Source organism: Amycolatopsis sp. VC5-11 (assembly GCF_037034185.1).
GTDB classification, from domain to species: domain Bacteria; phylum Actinomycetota; class Actinomycetes; order Mycobacteriales; family Pseudonocardiaceae; genus Amycolatopsis; species Amycolatopsis nivea.
The window spans coordinates 65,676-88,603 of the sequence record NZ_JBAGKF010000002.1 but is presented as its reverse complement, the minus strand read 5'-3'; the positions used below and the strand labels follow the sequence as shown (position 1 = coordinate 88,603).

16 protein-coding genes are annotated in these 22,928 nt (G+C 69.7%); 3 read left to right on the top strand and 13 right to left on the bottom strand.

Translation table 11 applies throughout. From position 1 onward, the window contains the following. From WA670_RS07780 to WA670_RS07765, 4 genes are all read right to left on the bottom strand, one after another. A complete protein-coding gene (locus WA670_RS07780; RefSeq protein WP_336157240.1) occupies positions 1 to 867 on the bottom strand; it encodes a S1 family peptidase in 867 nt (288 codons plus the stop codon). A gap of 739 nt (positions 868 to 1,606) precedes the next feature. Further along, a complete protein-coding gene (locus WA670_RS07775; protein ID WP_037820434.1) occupies positions 1,607 to 3,175 on the bottom strand; it encodes an amidase in 1,569 nt (522 codons plus the stop codon). 13 nt (positions 3,176 to 3,188) lie between these two features. After that, positions 3,189 to 5,759: an FtsX-like permease family protein gene (locus WA670_RS07770; RefSeq protein WP_336157673.1), complete on the bottom strand. Its 2,571-nt coding sequence runs from the start codon at positions 5,757 to 5,759 to the stop codon at positions 3,189 to 3,191. 5 nt (positions 5,760 to 5,764) lie between these two features. Beyond that, the gene (locus tag WA670_RS07765; protein WP_037820432.1) at positions 5,765 to 6,505 is read right to left on the bottom strand and encodes an ABC transporter ATP-binding protein; all 741 of its coding nucleotides are present in this window, start codon (positions 6,503 to 6,505) and stop codon (positions 5,765 to 5,767) included. A 147-nt stretch (positions 6,506 to 6,652) separates the two neighbouring features. Between WA670_RS07765 and WA670_RS07760 the strand changes: the two genes are divergently transcribed. The 3 genes from WA670_RS07760 (at position 6,653) to WA670_RS07750 (ending at position 8,753) form a co-directional block, all read left to right on the top strand. Next, positions 6,653 to 7,852, top strand: a complete 1,200-nt coding sequence (locus WA670_RS07760; RefSeq protein WP_336157239.1) for a sensor histidine kinase — start codon at positions 6,653 to 6,655, stop codon at positions 7,850 to 7,852. Next, complete coding sequence (locus tag WA670_RS07755; RefSeq protein WP_043836645.1) at positions 7,840 to 8,481, top strand: response regulator transcription factor; 642 nt, start codon at positions 7,840 to 7,842, stop codon at positions 8,479 to 8,481. The genes WA670_RS07760 and WA670_RS07755 overlap by 13 nt, the downstream gene beginning before the upstream one ends. 71 nt (positions 8,482 to 8,552) lie before the next feature. After that, positions 8,553 to 8,753, top strand: coding sequence for a hypothetical protein (locus WA670_RS07750; protein ID WP_037820428.1), 201 nt, complete (start codon positions 8,553 to 8,555; stop codon positions 8,751 to 8,753). A 44-nt stretch (positions 8,754 to 8,797) separates the two neighbouring features. On the opposite strand, the gene WA670_RS07745 is transcribed toward WA670_RS07750, so the two are convergent. From WA670_RS07745 to WA670_RS07705, 9 genes are all read right to left on the bottom strand, one after another. Beyond that, positions 8,798 to 12,106: a serine hydrolase gene (locus tag WA670_RS07745; RefSeq protein WP_336157238.1), complete on the bottom strand. Its 3,309-nt coding sequence runs from the start codon at positions 12,104 to 12,106 to the stop codon at positions 8,798 to 8,800. Positions 12,107 to 12,212: 106 nt separating this feature from the next. Continuing rightward, positions 12,213 to 13,175, bottom strand: a complete 963-nt coding sequence (locus tag WA670_RS07740; RefSeq protein ID WP_336157237.1) for an ABC transporter ATP-binding protein — start codon at positions 13,173 to 13,175, stop codon at positions 12,213 to 12,215. Positions 13,176 to 13,296: 121 nt separating this feature from the next. Then, positions 13,297 to 15,204, bottom strand: coding sequence for a dipeptide/oligopeptide/nickel ABC transporter permease/ATP-binding protein (locus tag WA670_RS07735; protein ID WP_336157236.1), 1,908 nt, complete (start codon positions 15,202 to 15,204; stop codon positions 13,297 to 13,299). 1 nt (position 15,205) lies between these two features. Further along, positions 15,206 to 16,186 carry an ABC transporter permease gene (locus tag WA670_RS07730; protein WP_336157235.1) on the bottom strand — a complete coding sequence of 327 codons (981 nt, stop codon included), beginning with the start codon at positions 16,184 to 16,186 and terminating at the stop codon, positions 15,206 to 15,208. Further along, entirely contained in the window at positions 16,186 to 17,778 is a 1,593-nt protein-coding gene (locus tag WA670_RS07725; RefSeq protein WP_336157234.1) for an ABC transporter substrate-binding protein, read from the bottom strand. Before WA670_RS07725 ends, WA670_RS07730 begins: the two co-directional genes overlap by 1 nt. A gap of 10 nt (positions 17,779 to 17,788) precedes the next feature. Then, complete coding sequence (locus WA670_RS07720) at positions 17,789 to 18,682, bottom strand: serine hydrolase (protein WP_336157233.1); 894 nt, start codon at positions 18,680 to 18,682, stop codon at positions 17,789 to 17,791. Then, a complete protein-coding gene (locus WA670_RS07715; protein ID WP_336157232.1) occupies positions 18,679 to 20,067 on the bottom strand; it encodes a serine hydrolase in 1,389 nt (462 codons plus the stop codon). The genes WA670_RS07720 and WA670_RS07715 overlap by 4 nt, the downstream gene beginning before the upstream one ends. 119 nt (positions 20,068 to 20,186) lie before the next feature. After that, positions 20,187 to 21,074: a serine hydrolase gene (locus WA670_RS07710; RefSeq protein WP_336157231.1), complete on the bottom strand. Its 888-nt coding sequence runs from the start codon at positions 21,072 to 21,074 to the stop codon at positions 20,187 to 20,189. A 157-nt stretch (positions 21,075 to 21,231) separates the two neighbouring features. Next, on the bottom strand, positions 21,232 to 22,884 hold the full coding sequence (locus tag WA670_RS07705; protein ID WP_336157230.1) for a PucR family transcriptional regulator: 1,653 nt from the start codon (positions 22,882 to 22,884) through the stop codon (positions 21,232 to 21,234). Positions 22,885 to 22,928 lie beyond the last annotated feature (44 nt).

The window sequence follows — 22,928 nt, the reverse complement described above, 5'->3', positions numbered from 1 at the left end:
TTACGCGCCGATCTCGCCCCGGATCCACGAGACGAGCTGGTCGACGCGCGCCGCGGTTTCGATGCCGGGCTGAGGACAGTCCGGTCCGAAGTTCTCGACCGCGATCAGCGTGTTCTTGCCCTTCACCGGCACGAAGAACGGCGAACCCGAGTCGTCCGGGCAGGGGCTGTTCTCGACGGTGCGCTTCTTCAGCGGTTCGAGGGTGATCTCGTTCTTGCGCACTTCGTCGACCTGGAAGTCGCCGCGTTTGATGTGATCGGTCTGCACGATGACCTTCGAGGACAGCGAACCCCAGCCGACGAACGTCGTGTGCTGCCCCGGGTCCGGCGGCCCGTCCGGCAGCGCGAGCGGTTCGATGTCGGTGACCGGCTCGGACAGCTTGGCGAGCGCGAGGTCGTTCACCGCGGACTGGCGCGTGTCCACGATCTTCAGCACGTGCCCGCGCGGATCGGAGTCGGTGAGCTTCCCGATCGCGGCGGTCATCGTGTAGTCGGGTTTGCCGCTGACGCGCGTGCCGTCGAGGTCGTGGAAGCAGTGTCCCGCGGTGACGATCCATTGCGGGGCGATCAGCGACCCGCTGCACCCACCGGTGCGGACGCCGCCGCCCTTCTCCGGAATGTCCTTTGAGGACAGTTTGACGCTGAACGGGGTCGGATGATCGGGCAGCGCGGGCGGCTGCGCGGAGGACTTGCCGCCGGTGTTGCCCGTGCCGCCGCTGACTGTGCCACTGGCGTTGCCCGCGTTGCCGCCGGCACTGCGCGCGACGGCGACGTTCGACACCGGTTTGGCCGTCTCCGCCTCCGCCGTCCGGTGCAGGCCGACGTAGGCCCCGGCGAGCCCGGCCCCCAGCACCGTGGCAGCCGCCACGGCGCCCAGCCGAAGGCTCGCCCGCTGAGCGGAACGTGACTTTGCGTGCACCACGGGGTCCAAGATAGCGAAGTTGTTAACCCGAATGAGTGAGAGTGCCCGATTAATCCGGTGACCAGGGTAGAAACTGACGGCCTCGATACGCCGGGTTCGCGGTTGGTCACGGAATGCTAACGGCGGCGGGGTGTTTTGCCTGGAGGCTGGGCCGTTTGGCGGCAGGGGGCGGATTGTGGGGGTTGCTCCCGATCAGCGGGACATCTGCGGGGCTGGCTCGGGCAGGCTCGGTTCGGGCGGGCCTGGCTCAGGCGGGCTCGGGTTGGGCGGGCTCAGGTTGGGCGGGCTCGGGCGGGGCGGCTCGGCGGGCCAGGGTCGGGCGGGCTCAAGTGGGGGCGGGCCCGGCTCAGGCAGGTTCGGGCCGGGCGGGCCCTGGTCGGGTCGGGCGGGCTCGGCTCCGGCGGGCTCGTCAGAGCGGTGGCGGGTCGGGCCGCCTCGATGGGGTTGCTCGGGTGCGCGGAGGGTGAGCAGTGGCGGTGTCGGCCAGAGCGCTGCGGAGGACGGGCCGACGAAAACGTGCCGGACGGCTCTCGCTCTCGCCGAAGTCCGTGAAGGGCTCCTTGAAGGAATCTGGTTCCCTCAAGGAGCCCTTCACGGACCACTGGCATCACAAGCCTGGCCCGCCGCGGCTGGGGCGCGCGCCGGATCTCGGCCGCTTCTCCTCCCGCAGCCGGGAGCCCGGCGGCTAAGCAGCGGGCAAGTACCGAGGAGCCTGCCGCGCGTGTGACGCCTGCTCGTACGCGTAGGCGAAGTTGAGCAGCTGCGCATCGTGATACTTCGTGCCCAGGAACGAGACCCCGACCGGCAGCGGACCCGCGAAACCGGCTGGCACGGTGATGTTCGGGTAGCCCGCGACGGAGGTGTTCCGGGTGCTGCTCAAGAACTTCGGGTCGCCTGGGCGGTCCAGCGGCGAAGCAGGCAAGCCGCTCAGGGTGATGATTGCGTCGAGGCCCTTCGAGGCAAGGACGTCGTCGATCGACCGTTGTGCGATGCCCGTCGCGGCGGCGCGCTGGCGGCGGTAGGTCTGGTCGGTCAGGTTGCCGTCGGCCTTGTTCGCTTCGATCAGCAGGCTTTGGTCGAACAGCGGCATTTCGACGTCGCGGTGCTGGTCGTTGTAGGCGATCAGCTCGGACAGGTTCCGCGGGTGGTTGCCGGGGGTCGCGCTGAGGTAGGCGTTCAGGTCGTGTTTGAACTCGGTCAGCAACGCCGGGAAAAGATCCGGTTTGACCGACCAGGAAATGTCCTCGACGTCCGCGCCCTCGACGACCGTCGCGCCCAGTGAGCGCAGAGTGTGCACTGTGGACTCGAAGACGCGGTCGGCTTGCTGATCGATGCCGGTGTGACCCTTTCGCCAGATGCCGATTCGCTTGCCGCGCAGGGCGTTGCGATCCAGACGGAGGTCCTTGGGAATCGCGGGCGCGGCGGCGACTGAGGCGGGATCAGCTGGGTCGGCACCGGTGATTACGGCGAGGGTGAGTGCGGCGTCGGTGACGTTGCGGGCGATCGGGCCGGGGGTGTCGTGCTGGGTGGTGATCGGCACGACGCCGCTGCGGCTCACGACGCCGAGGCTGGTTTTCACGCCGACGGTCGAGGTCGCGGCCGCTGGGCACACGATCGAACCGTCGGTCTCGGTGCCGATGGCGACCGTCGCCAGACCGGCTGCGGCGGCGACTGCCGAGCCGCTCGAGGAGCCGCATGGGCTGCGGTCCAGTGCGTAGGGATTGCGGGTCTGGCCCGCGACTCCGCTCCAGCCTGGGATTTGCCCGCCTGAGCGGAAGTTCGACCATTCCGACAGGTTCGCTTTGCCGAGCACGATCGCTCCGGCGGCGCGCAGGCGCTGGACCAGGAACGCGTCTTTGGCGGGGCGTGAACCGAGCATCGCGGTGGACCCAGCGGTGGTGGTTTGCCGGTCTGCGGTGTCGGTGTTTTCCTTTAGCAGAACTGGAATTCCTTCCAGGGCGCTGCGGGAAGAGTGGGTCCGGCGGCGGGCGTCGCTTTCCTTCGCCGCCGCCAGTGCGTCCGGATTGGTTTGCACGACGGCGTGCAGTTTGGGGTTCAGTTCTTCGATCCGGCGCAGGTAACCGCGCGTCAGCTGTTCCGACGTCAGTTGCTTCCGGTCCATGGCGCGCTGCAAATCGGGAATGGTGGACTGGTCGAGGAAACGAGCCGGCGAGGCGTCCGCCGCGGCGGGCAGGAGCAGGCCCGCCGCGGTGAGGGCCGCCACCGAAAGCCGTTTCAGCGAGGTGGTGCGCATGGGTTCTTCTTTCTTATTCGCGGAGGCCGATGGCGTCGATGGGCTTGGCGCGCAAGGTGACCCGAGTGGACAGTCCGAGCGAGACCAGGCTGAGCAAGAAAGCTCCGGCGATGATTCCGCCGAATACCGCGGGAGTTCCTGCCGGGAGCGGAGTGTCGCGCAGGGCAAGGTTCAGAATCGCCAACGGAATCGCCGCCACCACGGTGCCGATCAGCGCCGCGATGCCCGCGGTCGTCAACGCTTCCAGGCGCATCATCCGCACGACCTGGCCCCGGGTGGTGCCGATCAGCCGCAGCAGGGCGAATTCCCGCGAACGCTGCGCGGTGGTCATCACCAGCGTGTTGGCCACCGAGATCACCACGTAGCCGAGGATCACGCCGACCGCGACGAGGTTCAGGTAGAACTGCTGCTGCGCCGAAGCGCTTTCCAGCGCGGAAACCGTGGAGCTCGGGGTCACGGTGAGGCCCGGGTAGCGGGCGCTGAGGTCGCGCAACGCGGCGGTCACCGCGGCCGGATCCGCGTTCGGGTCTTGGCGCACCAGAACGGAACTGTCCATCCGGTCCCCCGTGTGCGCGCGGGCGAGATCGGCGGGCAGCACGTACTCGCCGAACGCCTGGTTGTGCGTGTAGACCGCGACCAGTTTCACCTTCGCGGGGCTGCCGTCGCCGAACCAGAAGTCGACCTCGTCGCCGATTTTCTTGTCGTACCAATCGGCTTCGCTCTTGCTCATCGCGACGGTGTCGCCGCGCAGGTCGGCCAGATTCCCGGACACGACGCCGAGGTCGAGCACGCCGCGGACCTGGTCGCCGTTCAGCCCCTGCGCCGGGTACTTCATGACGCGCAGCTGCTGGTCCTCCTTGACCGTGGTGACGACGTCGGTGCGGATCACCGAGGTAGCGGCCGCGACTCCGGGGATGGCCCGCGCCGCCGCGGCGACCTCCGGGGACAGCGCGCCGGTCGTGCTCGTCAGGACGTGGTCCGCGGTCGTCGACCGGACCGCCTGCTCCCGGGTGGCGGCGGCGGACGACGTCTGGCTGTAGAACATCGAGATCGCGAACGCGACCGCCAGCATCACCGGGGTCACCGCCGAGGCGAGCCGCCGGGCGTTGGCCTGGTTGTTCGCCGCGGCGAGGTAGCCGCTGATGCGCGAGAAGCCGGAGTACAGCGGGCCGATGATCCGCGTCATGAAGGCGACCACCTTCGGCCCGAGCACCGAGAGCCCGATCACGACCACCAGCGCGGACATCGAGGAGGCGGCGAGCGCGCCCGGTCCGGTCACGTACATCGGGACCGTCGCGCCGCCGAAGCCGAGCGCCACCAGCACCCAGCCGACGACGAGGCGGGCCCGGCCGAGTTCGCGGCGTTCGACGGCCGCCTCGCCGAGCGCTTCGATCGGGCGGATCGACGACGGACGCCGCGCCGCCGACCACGCGGCCAGCCGGGCCGCGCCCAAGCCGAGCAGGAACGCGACGACGAGCGGGAGCGGGCCGATCGCGAGGCCGAAGTCCTGCGGGATCACGCCGACCGCGGCGAAGGAGTTGCGCAATCCGTAGCCGACGGCCACGCCGAGACCCGCGCCGAGCACCCCGGCGATCGTCGCGACCAGCATGGTTTCGGCGCTGATCAGCTTGCGGATCTGCTTCGGGGTGGCGGCGATCGCCCGCAGGAGCGCGAATTCCCGCCGTCGCTGGTTGATCACCAGCGCCAGCGTGCTCGCCACGACGAACACCGCGACCAGGATCGCGTACCCGCCGAACGCGCCCGCGAGGATGAACAGCAGCATCCGGGTCTGGCTCACGTCGAGGAATTCGACCGTGCTGCGTTCCATCCCCGCGGTCACCGTGACCGGTTCACCCTTGACCGCCGCGCTGACGCGGTCTTCCAGATCGCCCGCCGACACCCCGGGAGCGGCGAGCACGCCGATCGCGTGGACCTGCCCGGGCTTCCCGGAAAGATCAGCGGCGCGCGCGGCGGAGAAGTACAGGGCCGACTGCCGGCTCAGCCCGCTGGCGGACTGGGGCGTGGCGATGCCGCTGACCCGGAACTCCATCGGCGTGGACCGGGTCGAGATCCGCACTGTGCCACCGACCGAAACTCCGGCGCGGGCGGCCAGTTCCGCGTCGAGAACGACCTCGTTCGCCGCCTCGGGCGCGTGCCCGTCCCGGATGGAGAGCGGGGCCAGCACGGCCGCGTCCCAGTTGTGCCCGCGCGACTGGGTGCCGTTCGGGCCGGTGAGCACCTTGCCGCCGGACGTCACGACGTTCGCCGGGAAGTCCTGCTCCGGCACCGCCTGGCGCACCCCTGGCACCGACGCGATCCGGTTGACCAGCGTCTCCGGCACCGTGGTCTGTTCGGTGACCTGCTCGGACTCGCCGAAATCCGATCCCGGCGGTTTCGTGGTCTGCACCCCGCCGACCACCACCGACGCGTCGGCGTAGCGCTCGGTCGGGACTCCGGCCCGGAGACCGGATTCCATGAGGATGCCGCAGCCCGCGACGAGCGCGGTGCCGCAGAGAATCGCGATGAACGCGCCGACGAACCCGCTCAGCCGGGCCCTCGTCGTCTGCCAAGCCAACGACCACATGGCGGTCACCACTCCCCGAGGTGCGTCAGCCGCTGCGCGACCCGCTCGGGGGTCGGCTGCGCGAGGTGGCCGGCGAGCTTGCCGTCGGCGAGGAACAGCACTCCGTGCGCGGCGGACGCGGCGACCGGGTCGTGGGTGACCATCAACACGGTCTGGCCCATCTGGTCGACCACGGTGCGCAACAGGTCGAGCACCTGGCGCGCGGTGCGGGTGTCGAGCGCGCCGGTCGGTTCGTCGGCGAGCACGACCTCGGGCCGGGTGATCAGCGCGCGGGCGATCGCGACGCGCTGCTGCTGCCCGCCGGACAGCTCCGCCGGGCGGTGCTCGAGCCGCTTCGCGATGCCGACGCTGTCGACGATCTCGCGCAGCCAGCGCGCGTCGGGTTTCTTGCCCGCCAGGCGCATCGGCAGGGTGATGTTCTGCAGCACGTTCAGCGACGGCAGCAGGTTGTAGGCCTGGAAAATGAACCCGATCCGGGTCCGGCGCAATTCAGTGAGCGCGCGCTCGCGGAGTCCGCCGAGCTCGGTTTCGCCGAGCAGCACCTTTCCCGAACTCGGCCGGTCGAGCCCGGCCGCGCAGTGCAGGAAGGTGCTCTTGCCGGACCCGGACGGCCCCATCACCGCGGTGAACGAGCCTCGCTGGATCCCGACCGACACCCCGTCCAGCGCGGTGACCGCGCCGTCGCCGGAGCCGTAGATCTTGCGCACCGCTTCCAGCCTCAGGGCGTGTGTTCCGCCTGTGTTCATGTTCGTGTCGCTCCTCGGACCAGCAGATTTCTGTCTCTACGAAGCTATGGCGGCGGGGACGCGGAAACGATCCCGAGCGCGAGAGTCTTGGGGGTAGCGCAGGCACCACCACGCCCGGTGGGGAGGTCCTAATGGGACACTGTGCGGGTGAAAAGGTGGCTGCGCTCGTGGTGGTCCGGACTCCGCTATTTGCTGGTGGGAGCCGCGACCGCGTTTCTCGCGATGCTGCTCTTTTTCGCGATGGCCATCGTGCTCGCGACGTGTTTGATCGGCGTCGGGATTCCGGCGCTCCCGGTGGCGCTGAAACTGCTCCGCTACCCGCTGCGGTTCGAACGCCGCCGTGCCGGGCGCAGGCTCGGCGAGCCGATCGCGGAGCCGTACGCCAACGTTTCGCCCATTCGTGACCCAGCGAGCCTGCGCGACCTCGCGTGGCTCGCAGTGCACGCCGTGGTCGGCTTCCTCGTCGGGGTGCTCGCGTTCGGCCTGCCGCTCGGCGGACTGCGGCAGATCCTCACCGGCGTGTTCTGGTGGCTGGTGCCCGGCGGAATCCAGAGCTCGCTGGAATTCATGGTGAACTCGTGGGCGTCAGCCGCGCTCTGCATCTTCAGCGGGATCGTCATGATCGCGCTCACCTTTTGGGCCGCGCCCCTGGCTCGCTGGCAAGCCCTGGCGACGCGGGCGCTTCTCGGCCCGCGGCCCGGCGCCTCGCTGACCGACCGGGTCGTCGAGCTGACCGCGACCCGCGCCGCCGCGCTGGAGGCGCACGGCGCCGAACTCCGCCGTCTCGAACGCGATCTGCACGACGGGACGCAGGCGCGGCTGTCCGCGGTCGTGCTGCAACTCGGGATCGCCGATCAACTTTTCGAAGGAAATCCCGCCAAAGCACGGGAATTGCTCGGCAAGGCACAGGACGCGGCGACCGAAGCGCTCGCCGAATTGCGCACGGTCGTGCGGAGCATCCACCCGCCGCTGCTGACCGACCGCGGGCTCGACGGCGCGATCACCGCGCTCGCCGACCGATGCGCGGTTCCGTGCACTGTGGACGTTCGCAGCTCGGCGCGCCGCCCGGCCGCGGTCGAGGCGGCGGTGTACTTCATCGTGGCCGAAACGCTCGCGAACGTGACCAAGCATTCGGGCGCGGAACACGCGTCGATTACGCTCGACGGCACCGTCGACACCGTGCGGATCGAAATCCGCGACGACGGCCGCGGCGGCGCGGACGAATCCCAGGGCAGCGGACTGGCCGGGATCCGGAAACGCGCCGAAGCTTTCGACGGGACGGTCACGCTGACGAGTCCGCCCGGTGGACCGACTGTTCTGGAAGTGGAGTTGCCATGCGGGTCGTGATCGTCGAGGACGACGCCCTGCTGCGAGAAGGTTTGGTGCTGCTGCTCGACACCTCGGGCATTGAGGTGGCCGCCGCTTTCGACCACACCGACGACTTCCTCGCGTTCGTCCGCGAGGACCGCCCGGACGCGGTGATCACCGATGTCCGGCTTCCTCCCACGCACACCGACGAGGGCCTGCGCGCGGCCGTGCAGGCGCGGCAGCTGCACCCCGGGCTGCCGGTGCTGGTGCTTTCCGCGCACGTCGAAACCCGCTACGCGGCGGAACTGCTCGCGGACGGCAAGGGCGCGGTCGGGTACCTGCTCAAGGAACGCGTCGGCAAGGTCGCCAAGTTCCTCGATTCGCTCCAACGGGTGGTCGAGGGCGGCACGGCGATGGACCCGGAGGTGGTGACCCAGCTGCTGGCTCACCGCCGCGACCCGCTCGACGCGCTGACCGCACGCGAACGCGAGGTGCTCGGGCTGATGGCGGAGGGCTACAACAACGCCACGATCGCGGAACTGCTGGTGGTCAGCGACGGAACGGTGCTCAAGCACATCCGCAACATCTTCGCGAAACTGGGACTGCCGGAGGACAACGGACACCGGCGGGTGCTGGCGGTGCTGGCCTACCTGAATGGGAAGAGGTAGCGCAGGCGCTACCGTGAAGTTGGGTGCTTACGGCCTGTTTGCGCCCTTCGCCGCTGCATAGTGTTCTCGGCATGGAGACTTCCCGAAGCCGCACCGCCGGCGGCCCTGTTGTGACTACCTTGCTGTGGCTGGTTTTTCTCGCCGGTGCCGCCGCCAACTCGATCGGCCAGTTCGCTGGCTTGGAGGCGACTTACCGGTATATCGGCGGCGGGATAGCGGTGGCGTGTCTGGTGTTGCTGCTCGTGCGTTACCTGGCGCGCCGCAAGGACTGACCAGGGTTGAGGGGCCGGGCAGCGCATGCCCGGCCCCTCAAGCCTCAGGACACCTTCGGCGTCGCCCGCGCGCCGAAGTGCATGTACGGCTCCCCCGTCGGCAGCGTGTAGAACAGCACCGGCGTCCAGAACTGCCCGCCCGGCATGCGGAGCAGGAACAGCGTGTCCGAGACCGCCACCAGGTCGAACTCCTGGACCTTCTCCGGCATCAGCTCCGCCAGCGGTCCGGTCGTCGTGTACACGACGCGCAAACCACCTTCGCGCTCCACCACCTCGACATGCGCGCCAGCCCGTTCGTACACCCCGACGTGGCGGCTCGCGTCCACCGTGACCGGCGTGGCCGGGGGTTCGAGCGGGCGCGGCATGGCGACGTCGGCGAGTTCGGCGAAGATTTCCCGGTACAGCTCGGTGTACAGGTCCCGAGCGTGGCCGCCGTTCGTCAGCAGGGTGACCGCGAGGCCCGCGTCGGGCAGCAGGCGCAGGAACGCCGACTGGCCGATCGTGTTGCCGTCGTGGCCGATGATGCGGCGACCGCCCCACTCGTCGCGGATCCAGCCGAGGCCCCACGAATCGCCGAGGGTGTGCTTGTCCGGGACGTCGGCCTGCTTGTCCGCCATGGCCGCGGCCGATTCCGCCGACAGGATCCGCGTGCCGTCCTCGGTCAGGCCGCCGGTGAGGTGCAGGCGGGCGAAGGCGAGAACGTCCTTCGTGCGCGACGTGATCAGACCGGCCGGTCCAGCCGAACGGGGCAGCTGCCAGACCGGAGCCGGAGCCAGTTCTTCGCCCTCCGGCGCGTCGTGGCCGACGGCGGCGCGGAACAGCAGCGCTTCCTCCGGCAGCGTGACGGTGTGCGTGAGGCCGAGCGGCGTGTACAGCTTGTCCCGCATCGCGGCGTCCCAGGTTTTCCCGGTGAGCTTCTCGATCACCCGGCCCATGAGGACGAAACCTGAGTTGCAGTAGGAGAAAGTCGCGCCGAGAGGATGGTTCTGCGCGGCGTCCTCCAGCAGGTCGACGAACTTCTCGACGCAGTCGTCGCCGCGGCCGGTGTCGGTGAAGATGTCGCCGTCGATGCCGCTGGTGTGCGTCAGCAGGTGCCGCATGGTGACGCGCTTGGTCACTTCCGGATCGGACAGCCGCAGTTCGGGCAGCACGTCGACGATCGGGGCGTCGAGGTCGAGCAGCCCCTCGTCCACGAGCTGCATCACCACGGTCGACGTCCACACCTTGGAGATCGAACCGATCTGGAACAGCGAATCCTCGGTGACCTCGACCTCGGTCGTCTTGCTCAGCACACCGTGCGTCGCGAATACCTCCTCGCCGGTGTCGACGCGCAGGATGCCCAGCGACGCACCGGGAACGTCGTGCTTGCGCGCCAGTTCCGCCAGGCGGCGGCTCCAGTGCGCGGCCTCGATCGGCACCCGCGAACCCGCGTACTGCTCGACCCAGTCGACCACGCGCCGGTTGTAGTCGACGCGGTGCGACGGCGGGCCGTCCAAAATGAACAGATGCGCGCCGCCTGGGTACAGCACCAGCCGGGACGGCACGTCGCGCTCGCGCAACGCGGTGAACCACTGCTCGGCCTGACCGACCGGGCAGCGGACGTCTTCGCCGCCGTGCAGGATCAGCGTCGGGGTGCGGACGTTCTCGACCTGCGCGTGCGGGGAGGAGTTCTCGTATTGACCCGACGAGAGCCCGGCGAATTCGTTGACGGCCATGAAGTGTCCGCCGTCGGACGTCCCGGCCAGGCTGGTCAGGTCACTGACCACGCCACCGGCCACCGCGGCGGCGAAACGGTCGTCACGGCTGGTCAGGTAGCAGGTCATGAAGCCGCCGTAGCTGTAACCCGTCACGGCGAGCCGGTCCGGGTCGGCGAGGCCTTCGGCGATGAGCTGGTCGATCGGTTCGAGGAAGTCCGGTGCGTCCGCCTGGCCCCACGCGCCGATCGCCGCGGTGTAGAACGCTTCGCCGTAACCGTCGCTGGCTCGCGGGTTGATCAGCAGCACTGCCCAGCCGCGTGCGGCGAGGGTTTGGTGGTACAGGTGGATCGAGTCCGCGGCACCGTTCCAAGCGTTGTGCGGACCGCCGTGGATGTCGATCAGCAGCGGCTGCGCGCCAGTGCGTTCGGTGTCACGGATGAGCCAGCCCTGCACGACGGTGCCGTCGCTGATGGTGAATTCGCGCGATTCACGGGAGAACAATTCCGCTTCGGACACTGCGTCGCCGTGCTTCGTGCGCACGTCGACCTTGCCCGTGGTGCGGTCGACAACGGCGACCTCGCCGAAGGAATCGTTGGTAGCCAGCACAATCGCGGCCCGGTCGCCGACCAAGTCCATTCCGGACACTACGTTGCCGTCGCCGGTCAGCACCGCGCGAGGCTCGCCACCGGCAAGGTCCACTTCGTACAGATGCGTGCAGCCGCGGTCGCGGATCGCGAACAGCACGACGTCGCCAGCCTCGGTCAACTGCGGCAGCGCGCCGGGATAGCCGGGGCCGCCGGGCATCACGTTGCGGTCGAGGCCGGCGGCCAGGTCGACCGTCTCGCCGCCGTCCAGCGGGACGCGCAGCAGGCCGAGGTGCCCGGTGGCGGTGTCGGTGCGGCCGACCACCAGGAGTGCCTTGCCGTCCTTGGTCCAGCCGGCCGTGCCCGCCATGCCCTTGTCGGTGCCGACCAGGCGCGGTTCGGCGTTCCGCTCGGTGACGTCGAGAACGTAGGCGGCGGAACGGAAAGTGAGGTCGGCGTCGGCGTCCAGGGCCGCGGTGAACGCGACGTGCTTGCTGTCGGGCGACCAGGCGGGCTGGCCCGCGTGCCAGTCGCCGGAGGTGCGCTGCTGGACTTCGCCGGTCGCGACGTCGAGGACGTGCACGTGGCTGCGGAGCGTCTTCAGCAGGCCGGGGCCGTCGGACTTGTAGTCCAGCCGCTCGGCGACGATCGGCGTGTTCGCCGGCGGCGCTTCGACGACCGCGGCGAGATCGATCGCCGCAGAGAACGCGATCTTGCTGCCGTCCGGGCTCCACACCGGTGCGCCCGCGCCGAGCGGCAGCTTGGTGAGCTGCTCGGCCTCGCCGCCGTCCGCCGGGAGGATCCAGATCTGCGGCGGGCCGTCCTGGGCGCGCAGGAACGCGAGCCGGGAACCGTCCGGGGACCATTTCGGCGCCGCGTCCGCGTTGCCGCGCGTGAGCTGGCGGGCTTCGCCGGAGGAGGCGCCGACCGTCCACAGCGCGTCGACGTTCCGGTCCTCCTCCCGGTCCGCGGTCCGGACCACGTAGGCGATCCGGCTGCCGTCCGGCGAAAGCGCGGGCTGGCTGGGCGCGGCGAGGTCGTAGAGGTCATCGATGCCGAGACGGCGGGTCATACGCTGGCTCCTTGGGAGATCGCGGGCTCGTGGCCCTCGGATTCGGCACTGTGCTGATCGTTCCTAATCCGGCCACAGCCACGGCCTAATGGCTTCTCAGCAACGGTTACGTGCCGAGTGGGGGGCGGCCTTCTTTTGGCCGGATTAGGAAATGGCAGGCCGATGCGTGCCGCCGGGGCGCGGCGTCCTCGGCCGGATCGGCCCGGAGGCAGAGCTCGCGGTCGCTGCGCACCAGCGGGCCGACCGGGCAGCGCGGGTGATACCGGCAGCCGGCGGGCGGATGGTGCGGATCCGGCGGTTCCGCGTCCGCGGTCGCGCCGGGCTCCTGGTCGAACAGCGACTTGTGCGCCGACGGGGCGGCGTCGAGCAGGTCGCGGGTGTAGGGGTGCTGCGGATCGGTGAGCACCTGCTCGGCCGGTCCGGCTTCGACGATCCGGCCGAGGTACATCACCGCGACGAAATCGCTGAGATACCGGATCACGGCGAGGTTGTGCGAGATGAACAGCATCGACAGGCCGAGCTGCCGCTGCACCGAACGCACGAGGTTGAGCACCGCGCCCTGCACCGAAACGTCGAGCGCGGAGGTGATCTCGTCGGCGATCAGCGCCTGCGGCTGACCCGCGAGCGCCCGGGCGAGCGCGACGCGTTGCCGCTGCCCGCCGGACAACTGCCCCGGCAGATGCGCGGCCCGTTCGGGATCGAGATTGACCAGTTCGAGCAGCCGGGCAACCTCGGCCGAGCGGTCCGTCCCGCGCGGCATCGCTTCGGCGATCGATTCGCCGATGGTCATCCTCGGGTTGAGCGAGGAATACGGATCCTGGAACACCATCTGCAGCGGACGCCGGCGCGGCAGTTTCCGCACGTCCACGCCGCCGAGCAGCACCCGGCCCGCGCTCACCGGCGACAATCCGACGGCCGCCTTCGCGAGCGTCGACTTGCCCGAACCCGATTCGCCGACGAGCCCGACGACCTTGCCCGCCGGGACGGTCAGCGACACGCCGTCCACCGCGGTGAGCCCGCGCCGCCCGCCGTACCGGACGCTGACCGAATCGAAAACCAGCTCGCTCATTCCGCCCCTCCCGCCACTGCTTCGTTCCGCCCGGCGCGATGGTCCGTGAAGGACTCATTGAGGGAATCTGATTCCCTCAATGAGTCCTTCACGGACCTTGGCCAGCGGAGGTCAAGGTCGGTCATTTCGTGCCTCCCGAAGCGGCGGCAACTGCTTCTTCCGACAGTTCCGCATCCGGATGCCAGCACGCCACCCGGTGTTCCGGCGCGAGCACGGTCAGTTCCGGGTCCTCCTCGCGGCACCGGTCGGTCGCCACCGGGCAGCGGCTCGCGAACGCGCAGCCGGACGGCATCTGGTCCGGTTCCGGCGGACGGCCGGGGATCACCGCGAGCGGCGCTTCCGGGTCCGTCTCCAGGTCGAGTGTCGTGGCCAGCAGCGCCCGCGTGTACGGATGCCGCGGCGTGATGTCCGGTCCGGCAGCGGGCAGATCCTCCACGATCCGTCCGGCGTACATCACCAGGATCCGTTCGCACGTCTGGGAAACGACCGCGATGTCGTGACTGATCAGGATGATCGCGGTGTCCCGTTCGGCGCGGGTTTGGGCCAGCAACCGCAACAGCTGCCGTTGCACGGTCACGTCCAGCGCGGTCGTCGGTTCGTCGGCGATGATCAACCGCGGGTCGCCCATCAGGCCCATGCCGATCATCGCGCGCTGCCGCATGCCGCCGGAAAACTCGTGCGGGTACTGCTTCGCCCGCCGTTCCGCCGCCGGAATCCGTACCGCGCGCAGCCGGTCGACGGCCCGCTCGAACGCCTTCACCCGCGAAAGCCCTTGGTGCTGCTGCGAAACCTCGGCGAGCTGACGACCGATTCGCCGGGTCGGGTTGAACGACGTCATCGGGTCCTGGAACACCATCGCCAGCGACGTCCCGAGCAGCGTCCGCAATTCGCGTTCCGGCGTGGTGAGCACGGGCGTCCCGGCGAAGTCCAGCCGGTCCGCGGTCACCGAACCGGGCGATTCGATCAGCCGCGACACCGCGAGCCCGGTCAAGCTCTTGCCCGAACCGGATTCGCCGACGACCCCGATCGCCTCGCCCGCCCGCACGGTGAAGCTCACGCCGCGCACCGGAACCGTCCAGCCCGTCGGCCGGGGGAATGCCACTTCCAGATTTTCGACGACCAGCACGGCATCGTCAGCGGAAACCGGGTCCACTTTGGACTTACGCCGCACGCGGGGTGTCAGCCGCGGCAACCGGGTCCGCACCCCGATCACTCCGGCGACGGTCTCGCCGAACAGGTTGAACGCGAGCCCCGCGAGGACCACCGCCACGCCGGGCGCGAGCGCCGCCGCCGGGTTGACGTAAATGCCGTTGAGACCTTCGTTGAGCAGCCGTCCCCAGTCGTAATCCGGGGCCTGCACGCCGATCCCGAGGAACGACAGGCCGGAGAACGCCAGGAGCGAACCGCCGGCGCCGATGGTGGCGTTGACGGCCAGCGGCTCCCCGATGTTCGGCAGGATGTGCCGGAACAGCAACCGGATCCGGCCCACTCCGGCGACGCGGGCGGCGGACACGAAGTCCCGTCCGGCCACCGAGGCCGACAACGTCTGGGTCAGCCGGGCGAACTGCGGGGCCAGCGCGAACCCGATCGCCATCACCGCGCCTTGGGTGCCCACACCGAAAATCACCGCGAAGAACAACACCAGTAGCAGGCCGGGGAACGCGACCGCGATGTTGATCGCCGCCGTCAGCAGTCTGCCGAGCGGACGCGGCAGCACCGCGGGCAGCATGCCGAGCACCAGGCCGGTCGCGACGCCGAGCGCCGCGGCGATCAGCGCCAGCAGCACCGAAAGCCGGGTCGCCACCAGCACGCGGTAGAAAATGTCGCGGCCCAGTTCGTCGGTGCCGACCAGATGGCCGGCCGACGGGCCCTGGCCGATCGCGTTCGTGTCGATCGCCGAAGCCGCGTCCTGCCACAGGATCGGGCCCAGCACCGCCACCGCGATCACCAGCACGAGCAGACCGGCCGAGAACGCGCCGAGCGGGGTGCGCACGGCGGCCAGCCACTGTTGTCCGCGCCGTTTCGCCATCTCAGTTCTCCCGGATCGTCGAACGCGGATCGAGGACCGCCAGCAGCAGGTCCACGATGAGGTTCACCAGCAGCACGCCGATGCCGTACACGAGCACGATTCCCTGCACCAGCGGGTAATCCTTCTGCAGAATGGACTGCGAGATCGTCGAACCGAGGCCCGGCCAGGCGAACACGTTCTCCACCAGCACGGTTCCCGCGACGAGGCTGGTGAGCATCAGCCCGCCGAGCGTCAGGGTCGCGGTCAGCGCGTTCGGCAGCGCGTGCCGCAGGTAGACGATCCGCGCGGGAAGCCGTTTCGCCCGTGCGGTGCGGACGAAATCGTTGCCCAGCACGGAAAGCGTCTCCACCCGGACGATCCGGGAGAGCGTCGAGGCCGGGCCGAGCGCCAGCGCGATGACCGGCAGCACGAGCGAACCCGCGCCGTCGTGGCCTGCCACCGGGAACCAGCCGAGCTGCACCGCGAAGAACGCCACCAGCGCCACCGCGACCAGGAACTCCGGGATGGCGGCGAACAGCACGGTGGTCGAGGTGAACCCGAGTTCGGCGCCGCGATGCCGTCCGCCGCGGGTCAGCACCGCGAATGTCAGGCCGAGCGGGATCGCGAGCCCGATGACCACCGCGAACGCGGGCAGCGCCAGCTGCAGCGTCGCCGGGAGCCGGTCGGAGATGACGTCGCCGACCGGCTGCCCGGTCAGCATCGACGTGCCGAAATCGCCGCGGAACAGCCCGCCGAAATAGTCGAGGTACTGCTGCCACAGCGGATGGTCCAGGCCGAGCGCGGCGCGCCGGGCGTTGATCAGCTCGATCGGCGCGGTCAGGCCGAGCGCCGAGCGCACCGGGTCGCCGGGGATCAGCTGGATCATCAGGAACGCCATGGTGACCAGCACCCACAGCGACACCACGAACCGCCCGAGGCGGCGGGCGCCGAAGGCCAGCCAGGGGCTGACCTTCGGGCCCGCGACGGCGATCGCGCCGGTCATCAGGCGTACATCCGGATGGTGGCCGGCTTGAGGTAGCCGTTGACGATCTCGAACTTCGCGTTGCTGCCGAAGGTCGGGAGCACCGAGTTCGCGAACTGCACGACGTCCTGCTTCTCGTACAGCGCCGATTCCGCGGCCAGCCAGTCCGCGCAACCCGCTTGCCCGGCCTGGGTGGCCGCCTTGGCGACCAGCGCGTCGTACTGCGGGTTCTTGATGTGCGCGAAGTTCGTGCCCTCCGGCGGCTGCGCACCGGAGATGAACGGCACCAGCTCGCTGGGCACGGTGAGGCCGAGCGGAGCCAACGAGATGTCCCACTCGCCGGTGGCGAACAGCGCCTGGCTGATCCCCGGGCTGTCGAGGCCCTTGAGCTGGACGTCGACGCCGGCTGCCTTCCAGCCCTGCTGCATCAGCTCCGCGCCGGGAGCCATCGTCGGACCGGCCTGTGTTCCATAGATCGCGGTCAGCGACAGCCGCTTCCCGTCCTTGACGCGGATGCCGTCCGGTCCCGGTTTCCAGCCCGCCTGCTCCAGCGCCGCCTTGGCCGCGGCGACGTCGAAGCCGGGCATCTTCCCGGTGGCCGAATCGCCCTGGCAGGGCCGGGGTTCCATGGTGACCATGCCCCTGACCGGAGCACTGCCGTCGCGGGTCAGCACCTTCGCGACCTGCGGGAGGTCGATCGCCTGGGTCAGCGCGCGGCGCATCGCCTGGTCCGCGCCGAACCGGCCGGGTGCCTGGTTGAAGAACATTTCGCCGAACGGGGCGACGATGTCGGCGTGGTACAGCCGCTGCGCCTTGAGCCGCTGCTGGTCCTGCCCGAGCACCTGGGCGGCGTTGACCTCGCCGGACAGCAGCAGATTGGTCGTCGTCGTCATGTTCGGGACGACCCGGACGACGATCTTGTCCGGAAGGCCCTTCTGCTTCGGGTCGAACTGGCCGGGGCCCCAGGTGTAGTCCTTGCGCCGGGTCAGCGTGTAGTGGTCGTTCGGGACGATCTCGGACATGGCGAACATGCCGGTGCCGTTCTCGCCCTTGGCGAGCGTTTTCCGGTCGGCCAGCCCCTTGGCGCAGACGATCGGCAGACCGGCGATGTTGCGGAGCAGGAACGCGTCCGGCGCACCGCTGGTGATCTTGACCGTGCCCTCGCCGGCGACCGCTTTGGTGCCGCTCTTCACCGTGACGCCCGCCAGCGGTGACTTGTTCGCCGGGTCGCCGATGAAGTTGATGTTCGCCGCCACGTCGGCCGCGGTCAGCGGGCTGCCGTCGGAGCAGGTGACGCCCTTGCGCAGAGTGAACGAAGCGGTGGTCGTATCCGCTTCCCACTTCTCCGCGAGCGCCGCCTCCGGCTCGCCCTTGGAGTCGAGATTGATCAGGGCGTCGTAGAGGAACCCGTCGAGATTGCGAGCGGCCGACAACACGGTGATCGCCGGGTCGAGCGTTCCCGGATCGGTCGGCAGGGCAAAGGTGAAAGTCTTGCCGTCGACCAGTTTCTGGTTCGCGGTCCGGTCCGTCCCGGATTGCGCTGATCCCCCGCACGCGCTCACGGTCAAGGCCACCACGCCCGCCATCGCGGCGGTGAGCCGGGCAGTTTTCATGGGATTTCTCCTACGGGGTCGCGCTCTGGAGGTGGTCGACAGCCAGCCGGGCGGCGGCGCCGATGGACGCGTCGACCGCGGGAAGGCGGTCTTCGAGAGAATGCGCGCGAGTGAACACCGCGACCGCGAACCGGCGGCCGTCCCCCAAGGTCACCACGCCTGCTTCGTTGCGGATTCCGGGCAGCGTCCCGGTTTTCGCCGCCACCGCCACCCCGGACGGGAAGCCCGACGACAGCCGGTGCGGCCAGATCTGCTGCGCCATGATCGTGCGGACCCGTTCGCACGCTTCGGGTTCGCCCGCGCGGTCGGTCCAGATCGCGTCGAGCAATTCGGTGATCTCGCGCGGCGTGGACGACGTGGTGCGTTCCGGATCCCGGACCGCCAGTTTGTCCAGCTGCTCCGGCGTGGCCCCGCCGAGCAGCGCCTCGAGATCGGACTCCGGCGTGCCGCCGAGATCGGAGACGACCGACGCGAACAGGTCCTCGCAGCAACCGATCAGCCGGGTGCGTTCGAGGCCGAGATCGGCCAGCACCCGGTCCACCGTTTCCTGGCCGAGCCGGTGGTAGAGCACGTCGGTCGCGGCGTTGTCGCTCATCGTGAGCATGAAGTGCGCGAGGTCGCGCCAGCTCATCTCGACGTCGTCGGCGCAGCCCGCAGTGCCGATGCCGCCGATCCGGTACCGCGCGGTCACCTTCGTCCGTTCGGTGTCGTCCAGCCGTCCGGCGGCGACCTCTCGGGCGTAGGCGAGCGCCACCGGGATCTTGAACACCGACGCGAGGACGACCGGGGCGTCCCCGCCCGCCGACACCTCCGGGCCCGGCACGCCGATTTCCCGGGCGTGCAGGAACCCTTCCGCGCCGGCGTCGGCGAAGACGGCCTCGATCCGCTCGCGGATCCCGCTCACTGGGAGACCCGTCGGTCCGCGCGTCCAGTGTGGAGGAACTGCGCGCGGCCGTTGCCGTCGTCGCCGACGAACGCGTGTGCCATGTAGACACCCGGCATCTGCTCGGTTTTCGCGACGAACGTGTCGCCCTGGCACGGCAGCAGTTCTTCCTTCCCCGAAGGCGCGCCGATCTCGGCGAAGATTCCCTTCGGGGTGCGCTTCATCCAGAGCTTGCCGTCTTCCTCGCTGACGACGGTGTCGGCGACCATGGACGAGTACTCGCCCACGTAGCGGGAAAAGTCGGCCGGGGCGGCCGCCGGGTTCGGCACGGGCAGCGGCGGGACCGTGACCCCGGCGAGCTCGTCGAGCAGCTTGCTGTAGATCTCGTGGTACACGTGCAGCGGGGCGCCGCCGTTGGTCAGCAGTGCGACCGCGACGCCGCGCTCGGGCACCACGCGCAGGAAGGCCGACTGGCCGATGGTGCCGCCGTCGTGGCCGATCACCTTGCCGCCGTCCCAGTCGAAGAGCATCCAGCCGAGGCCCCAGTGCGCGGCCATGATGCCGAGGTAGGGCACGTCGACCTGCGGTTCGCGCATCGCGAGCAGCGACTCCGGCTGCAGGACCTGGGTGCCGTCGTCGGCCTTGCCGTCGTTCAGGTGCATCCGGACGAAGGTCAGCAGGTCGCGCGGGCGCATCGCGAGCGTCGAGCCGGCGGGCGAGTTCGAGCGGGTGAGCGCCCAGACCGGCGCGGGCACCGGGTCGTCGCCCGGCTTCGGGTTGACGTGACCGATCGCGGCGCGGTAGCGGATCGCGTCGTACGGACCGGACGCCGCGTGGGTCAGGCCGAGCGGCGCGAAGAGGTGGTCGCGCACGCAGTCGTCCCAGCACTTGCCGCGCAGCACCTCGATGACGCGGCCGAGGACGCAGTAACCGGCGTTGTTGTAGGAGAACCGCTCAGCCGGCGGGAAGAGCTGCGGCACGTCGGACAGCGTCGCGACGAGCTTCTCCACACAGTCGTCGCCGGGTCCGGTGTCGGTGAAGATGTCGCCCTCGAAACCGGCGGTGTGACAGGTCAGCTGGCGGACGGTGATCGCCGCCGCGGCCTCGTCGTCGCCGAGCACGAACTCCGGCAGGTAATCCCGCACCGGCCGGTCGAGGTCCAGCTTGCCCTCGTCGACCAGCTGCATGGCCAGCGTGGTCGTCCACACCTTGGTGATCGACCCGATCTGGAATACCGAGTCCACAGTGGACTCCACGCCGGTGCCCTTGTTCACGACGCCCGCCGCGTGGTCGATCACCTCGCCGTCGGCGAGCACCGCGATCGCGGCTCCGGGAACCTGATGCTTGGCCAGCAAAGCGGCGAAATTCTCCTGAAGCCAGGTCTCGATTTCGGAAATTTTCGACATGTGCACCTTCTGTCCGAGGGATGGTGGACCGGCGTTTCGGAAATGCTAGGTCGGTGGCGGACGTCACTTGTTCGTCCGGACCGAGGAGAGCGCGGGGAAAGTTCCTCCGCTCCGACGAATCAGGCCGTGCGCAGCGACTCCACCGCCGTCGCGGCGGCGAAACCGATGAACGCGTCGCGCTCGGGCACCCGGGAGCGGGAGTCCTCGGCGCGGGTGAACACGGCGACGGAGTACCGGCCGCCGTCCGGGTACTCGACCACGCCGACCTCGTTGCGCACGGCGGGCAACGTGCCGGTTTTGCCGCTCGTGCGGATCCCGTCGTCCGGGAATCCGGAACGCAGGCGATGCGGCCACACCTGCAGTTCCATCCAGCGGCGGACGTCCGCGCACGCCTCCGGCGCGGCCGCTTCGCCGCGCCAGATCAGTCCCAGCAAACGGGTCATTTCGGCGGCGGTGGTGCGGCAGGACTTTTCCGGTTGCAGCGCGCGCAACCCGGAAACCTGTTCGTAGGTCAGTTCGGCGAGCGCCCGTTCGTCGTCCTCGTACGAGACGCCGAGATCTTCGCCGATCGTGGCGAGCAGTTCGCCGCAGTCCTGCGGCACGACAGTCTGCGTGAATCCCAGGCGGCGCAACGTGCTATTCACCGCGTCTTTGCCGACCTCGGCGAGAATCAGGTCGGTGGCGACGTTGTCGCTGATTCCGATCATCAGGATCGCCAAATCGTGCCAGGACATCCGGACTTCGTGGCGGAAGGTGGCGAGACCGTACGGGCTCGGCGTCGGGTGCCCGGGTTCGACGGTGACGGGGGCGCCCAGATCGAGCGTTCCTTCGGCGGCCTGCCGCGCCAGCTCCAGCGCGATCGGGACCTTGAACACCGACGCGGGGACGACCGGGGCGTCCTCGCCGATGCCGAGACTTCGGGTCCCGTCGACCTCGGCGGCGTGCAGCCGGACCTCGACGCCGACCTCCTCGGCGCGGCGGGCGATCGTTTCGGATGCGGTAGCCATGACCCTCCTGTCTACAGTGGACACTTCGGGCAGGAAGTTCTTGGCGTGAACCGGGAATCGCCGCCTGCCGGTCTCCCATTGTCTCGGCGGGGGCCGGGGCGGGGGTTGCTGCGTTCGCGGGAAGGTCGCGGTCCGTTTCCCGTCAGGAGAGCAAGACTCAGGCCTCTTCGGGCTTCTCGATGCGCGGCAGCAAGTGCAGTTGCACCATCGCCGCGAACCGGTCCCCCGGATCGTCGAGGTCGATCCCGCCGACCTCGGCGAGCCGGCGCAACCGGTACCGGAACGTGCTCGGATGCACGTACGCCGCCGCCGAAGCCGCGCTGATGTCCCCGAACGAATCGAGCCAGCACCGCAACGTGTGCACGAGCTGGGACTGATGTTTGGTGTCGTACTCCAGCAAGCGCGCGATCGGCCCCGTCGCGACGTCGCCGCGCGCCGCGGAAAGGTCGGCCAGCTCCAGCATCAGCGCCTCGATGTGCGCGTCCTCGGCGGCGATCACCCGCTTCGAGCCGCCGTTGGTGAGCAACACCCGCAACGCCCGGTCGGCCCCGTCGCGAGACGCGCGCAACCCGGATCCGTCGAGAGCCAGCGGGCCGATGCCGATCGCCGCCGCGACCCGGCGGCCGGTGCGCTCCAGGAAGGTCGACGCGACGCGTACCGAGCGTTCGCGGCAATCGCCGTGGTTCCCGGGCATCGGGACGATGCCGTAGGCGACGTCGCCGACGAGCGCTACCGCCGATCGGGGCTGGACCGCGCTGAGGTGCATGGCGAACGCGTCGGCGACCCGCTGGCGTTCCGCGACCAGCCGGAGGTCGTCGTCGGGCGGCTCGAGCAAGCCCATGGCGAGCACGATCGTCGGCTGCCCCAGCAACCCGAGCCGCGCGATGGCTTCCTGCGCCCCGGAACCGCCTTCGAGCGCGGTGCTGACCAGATCGGCCCGCAACCGGCGTTCGACGTCGGCGCCCGCGCGGAGCCGAAGCATATGCAGCGCAACGATTTTCGAAGCGTCGATCAACGCCGCGGTACGTTCTTCGCTTAGCTCTTTGTCGACAGCGGCCCAAATCGACCCGAGGACTTCGTCACCGGCCCGGACCGCGAGCGCCGCGCGCGGCATGACGATCTTCTTGTCGTAGCCGTCTCCCGGATAGACGTAAACCGGGCCCTGATCGCGGTAGAGCCGCTCGAAAACGCCGTCCTTCTCCAGCTCGCGAGTGAACCGTTCGGGCACCTGACGGCCGAGGATCGTCTCGACGCGCGAGGGGTCGGCCTCGTCCTGACGGCCGGAGAACGCGAGCACGCGCGAATTGCGGTCCTCGATGGTGACCGGTGCGTCGAGCAGCGCGGCGATGGCGTTGGCGAGGGCGAAAAGGTCGCCGGACGGCATCCCGCCGAGCGTCTGCGGGGAAACGTCGCCGACGTCGCCCTCCGCGAGCAGCGTGCGGAGCATGGCGGCCAGCTGTGCCCAGGACGCGCCGCTGGCGAGCCCGAGCAGCGCGACCCCGGAGGAATTAGCCGCCCGCACGAGTTCTGTCGAGGCGGCGACCGGCGAGCGCACGACCAGCGCGGTCGCCCCGCGCGCGGCGACGGCGTGCACGAGCTGCACGATCTCGTCGGATTCGCGGACCCCGACGCCGAGGACCACCGCCTGCGCCGGGAACTCCGCGTCGTCGTGCGGGTCGTGGATCACCACCCCGCCGAGGTGGCGGCGCGTGTCGCGGCCGACCGCGACCGGTTCGAGGAGCACGTCCCCGAGCGCTTCGAGGACGCGTCCCAGACTCGTGTGCGGCTTGCTCGGCACCGGTGTCAGCACCCCCCGAAGGTAGATCCGGCCTCGCCCGGACCGGCTGGTCCGAT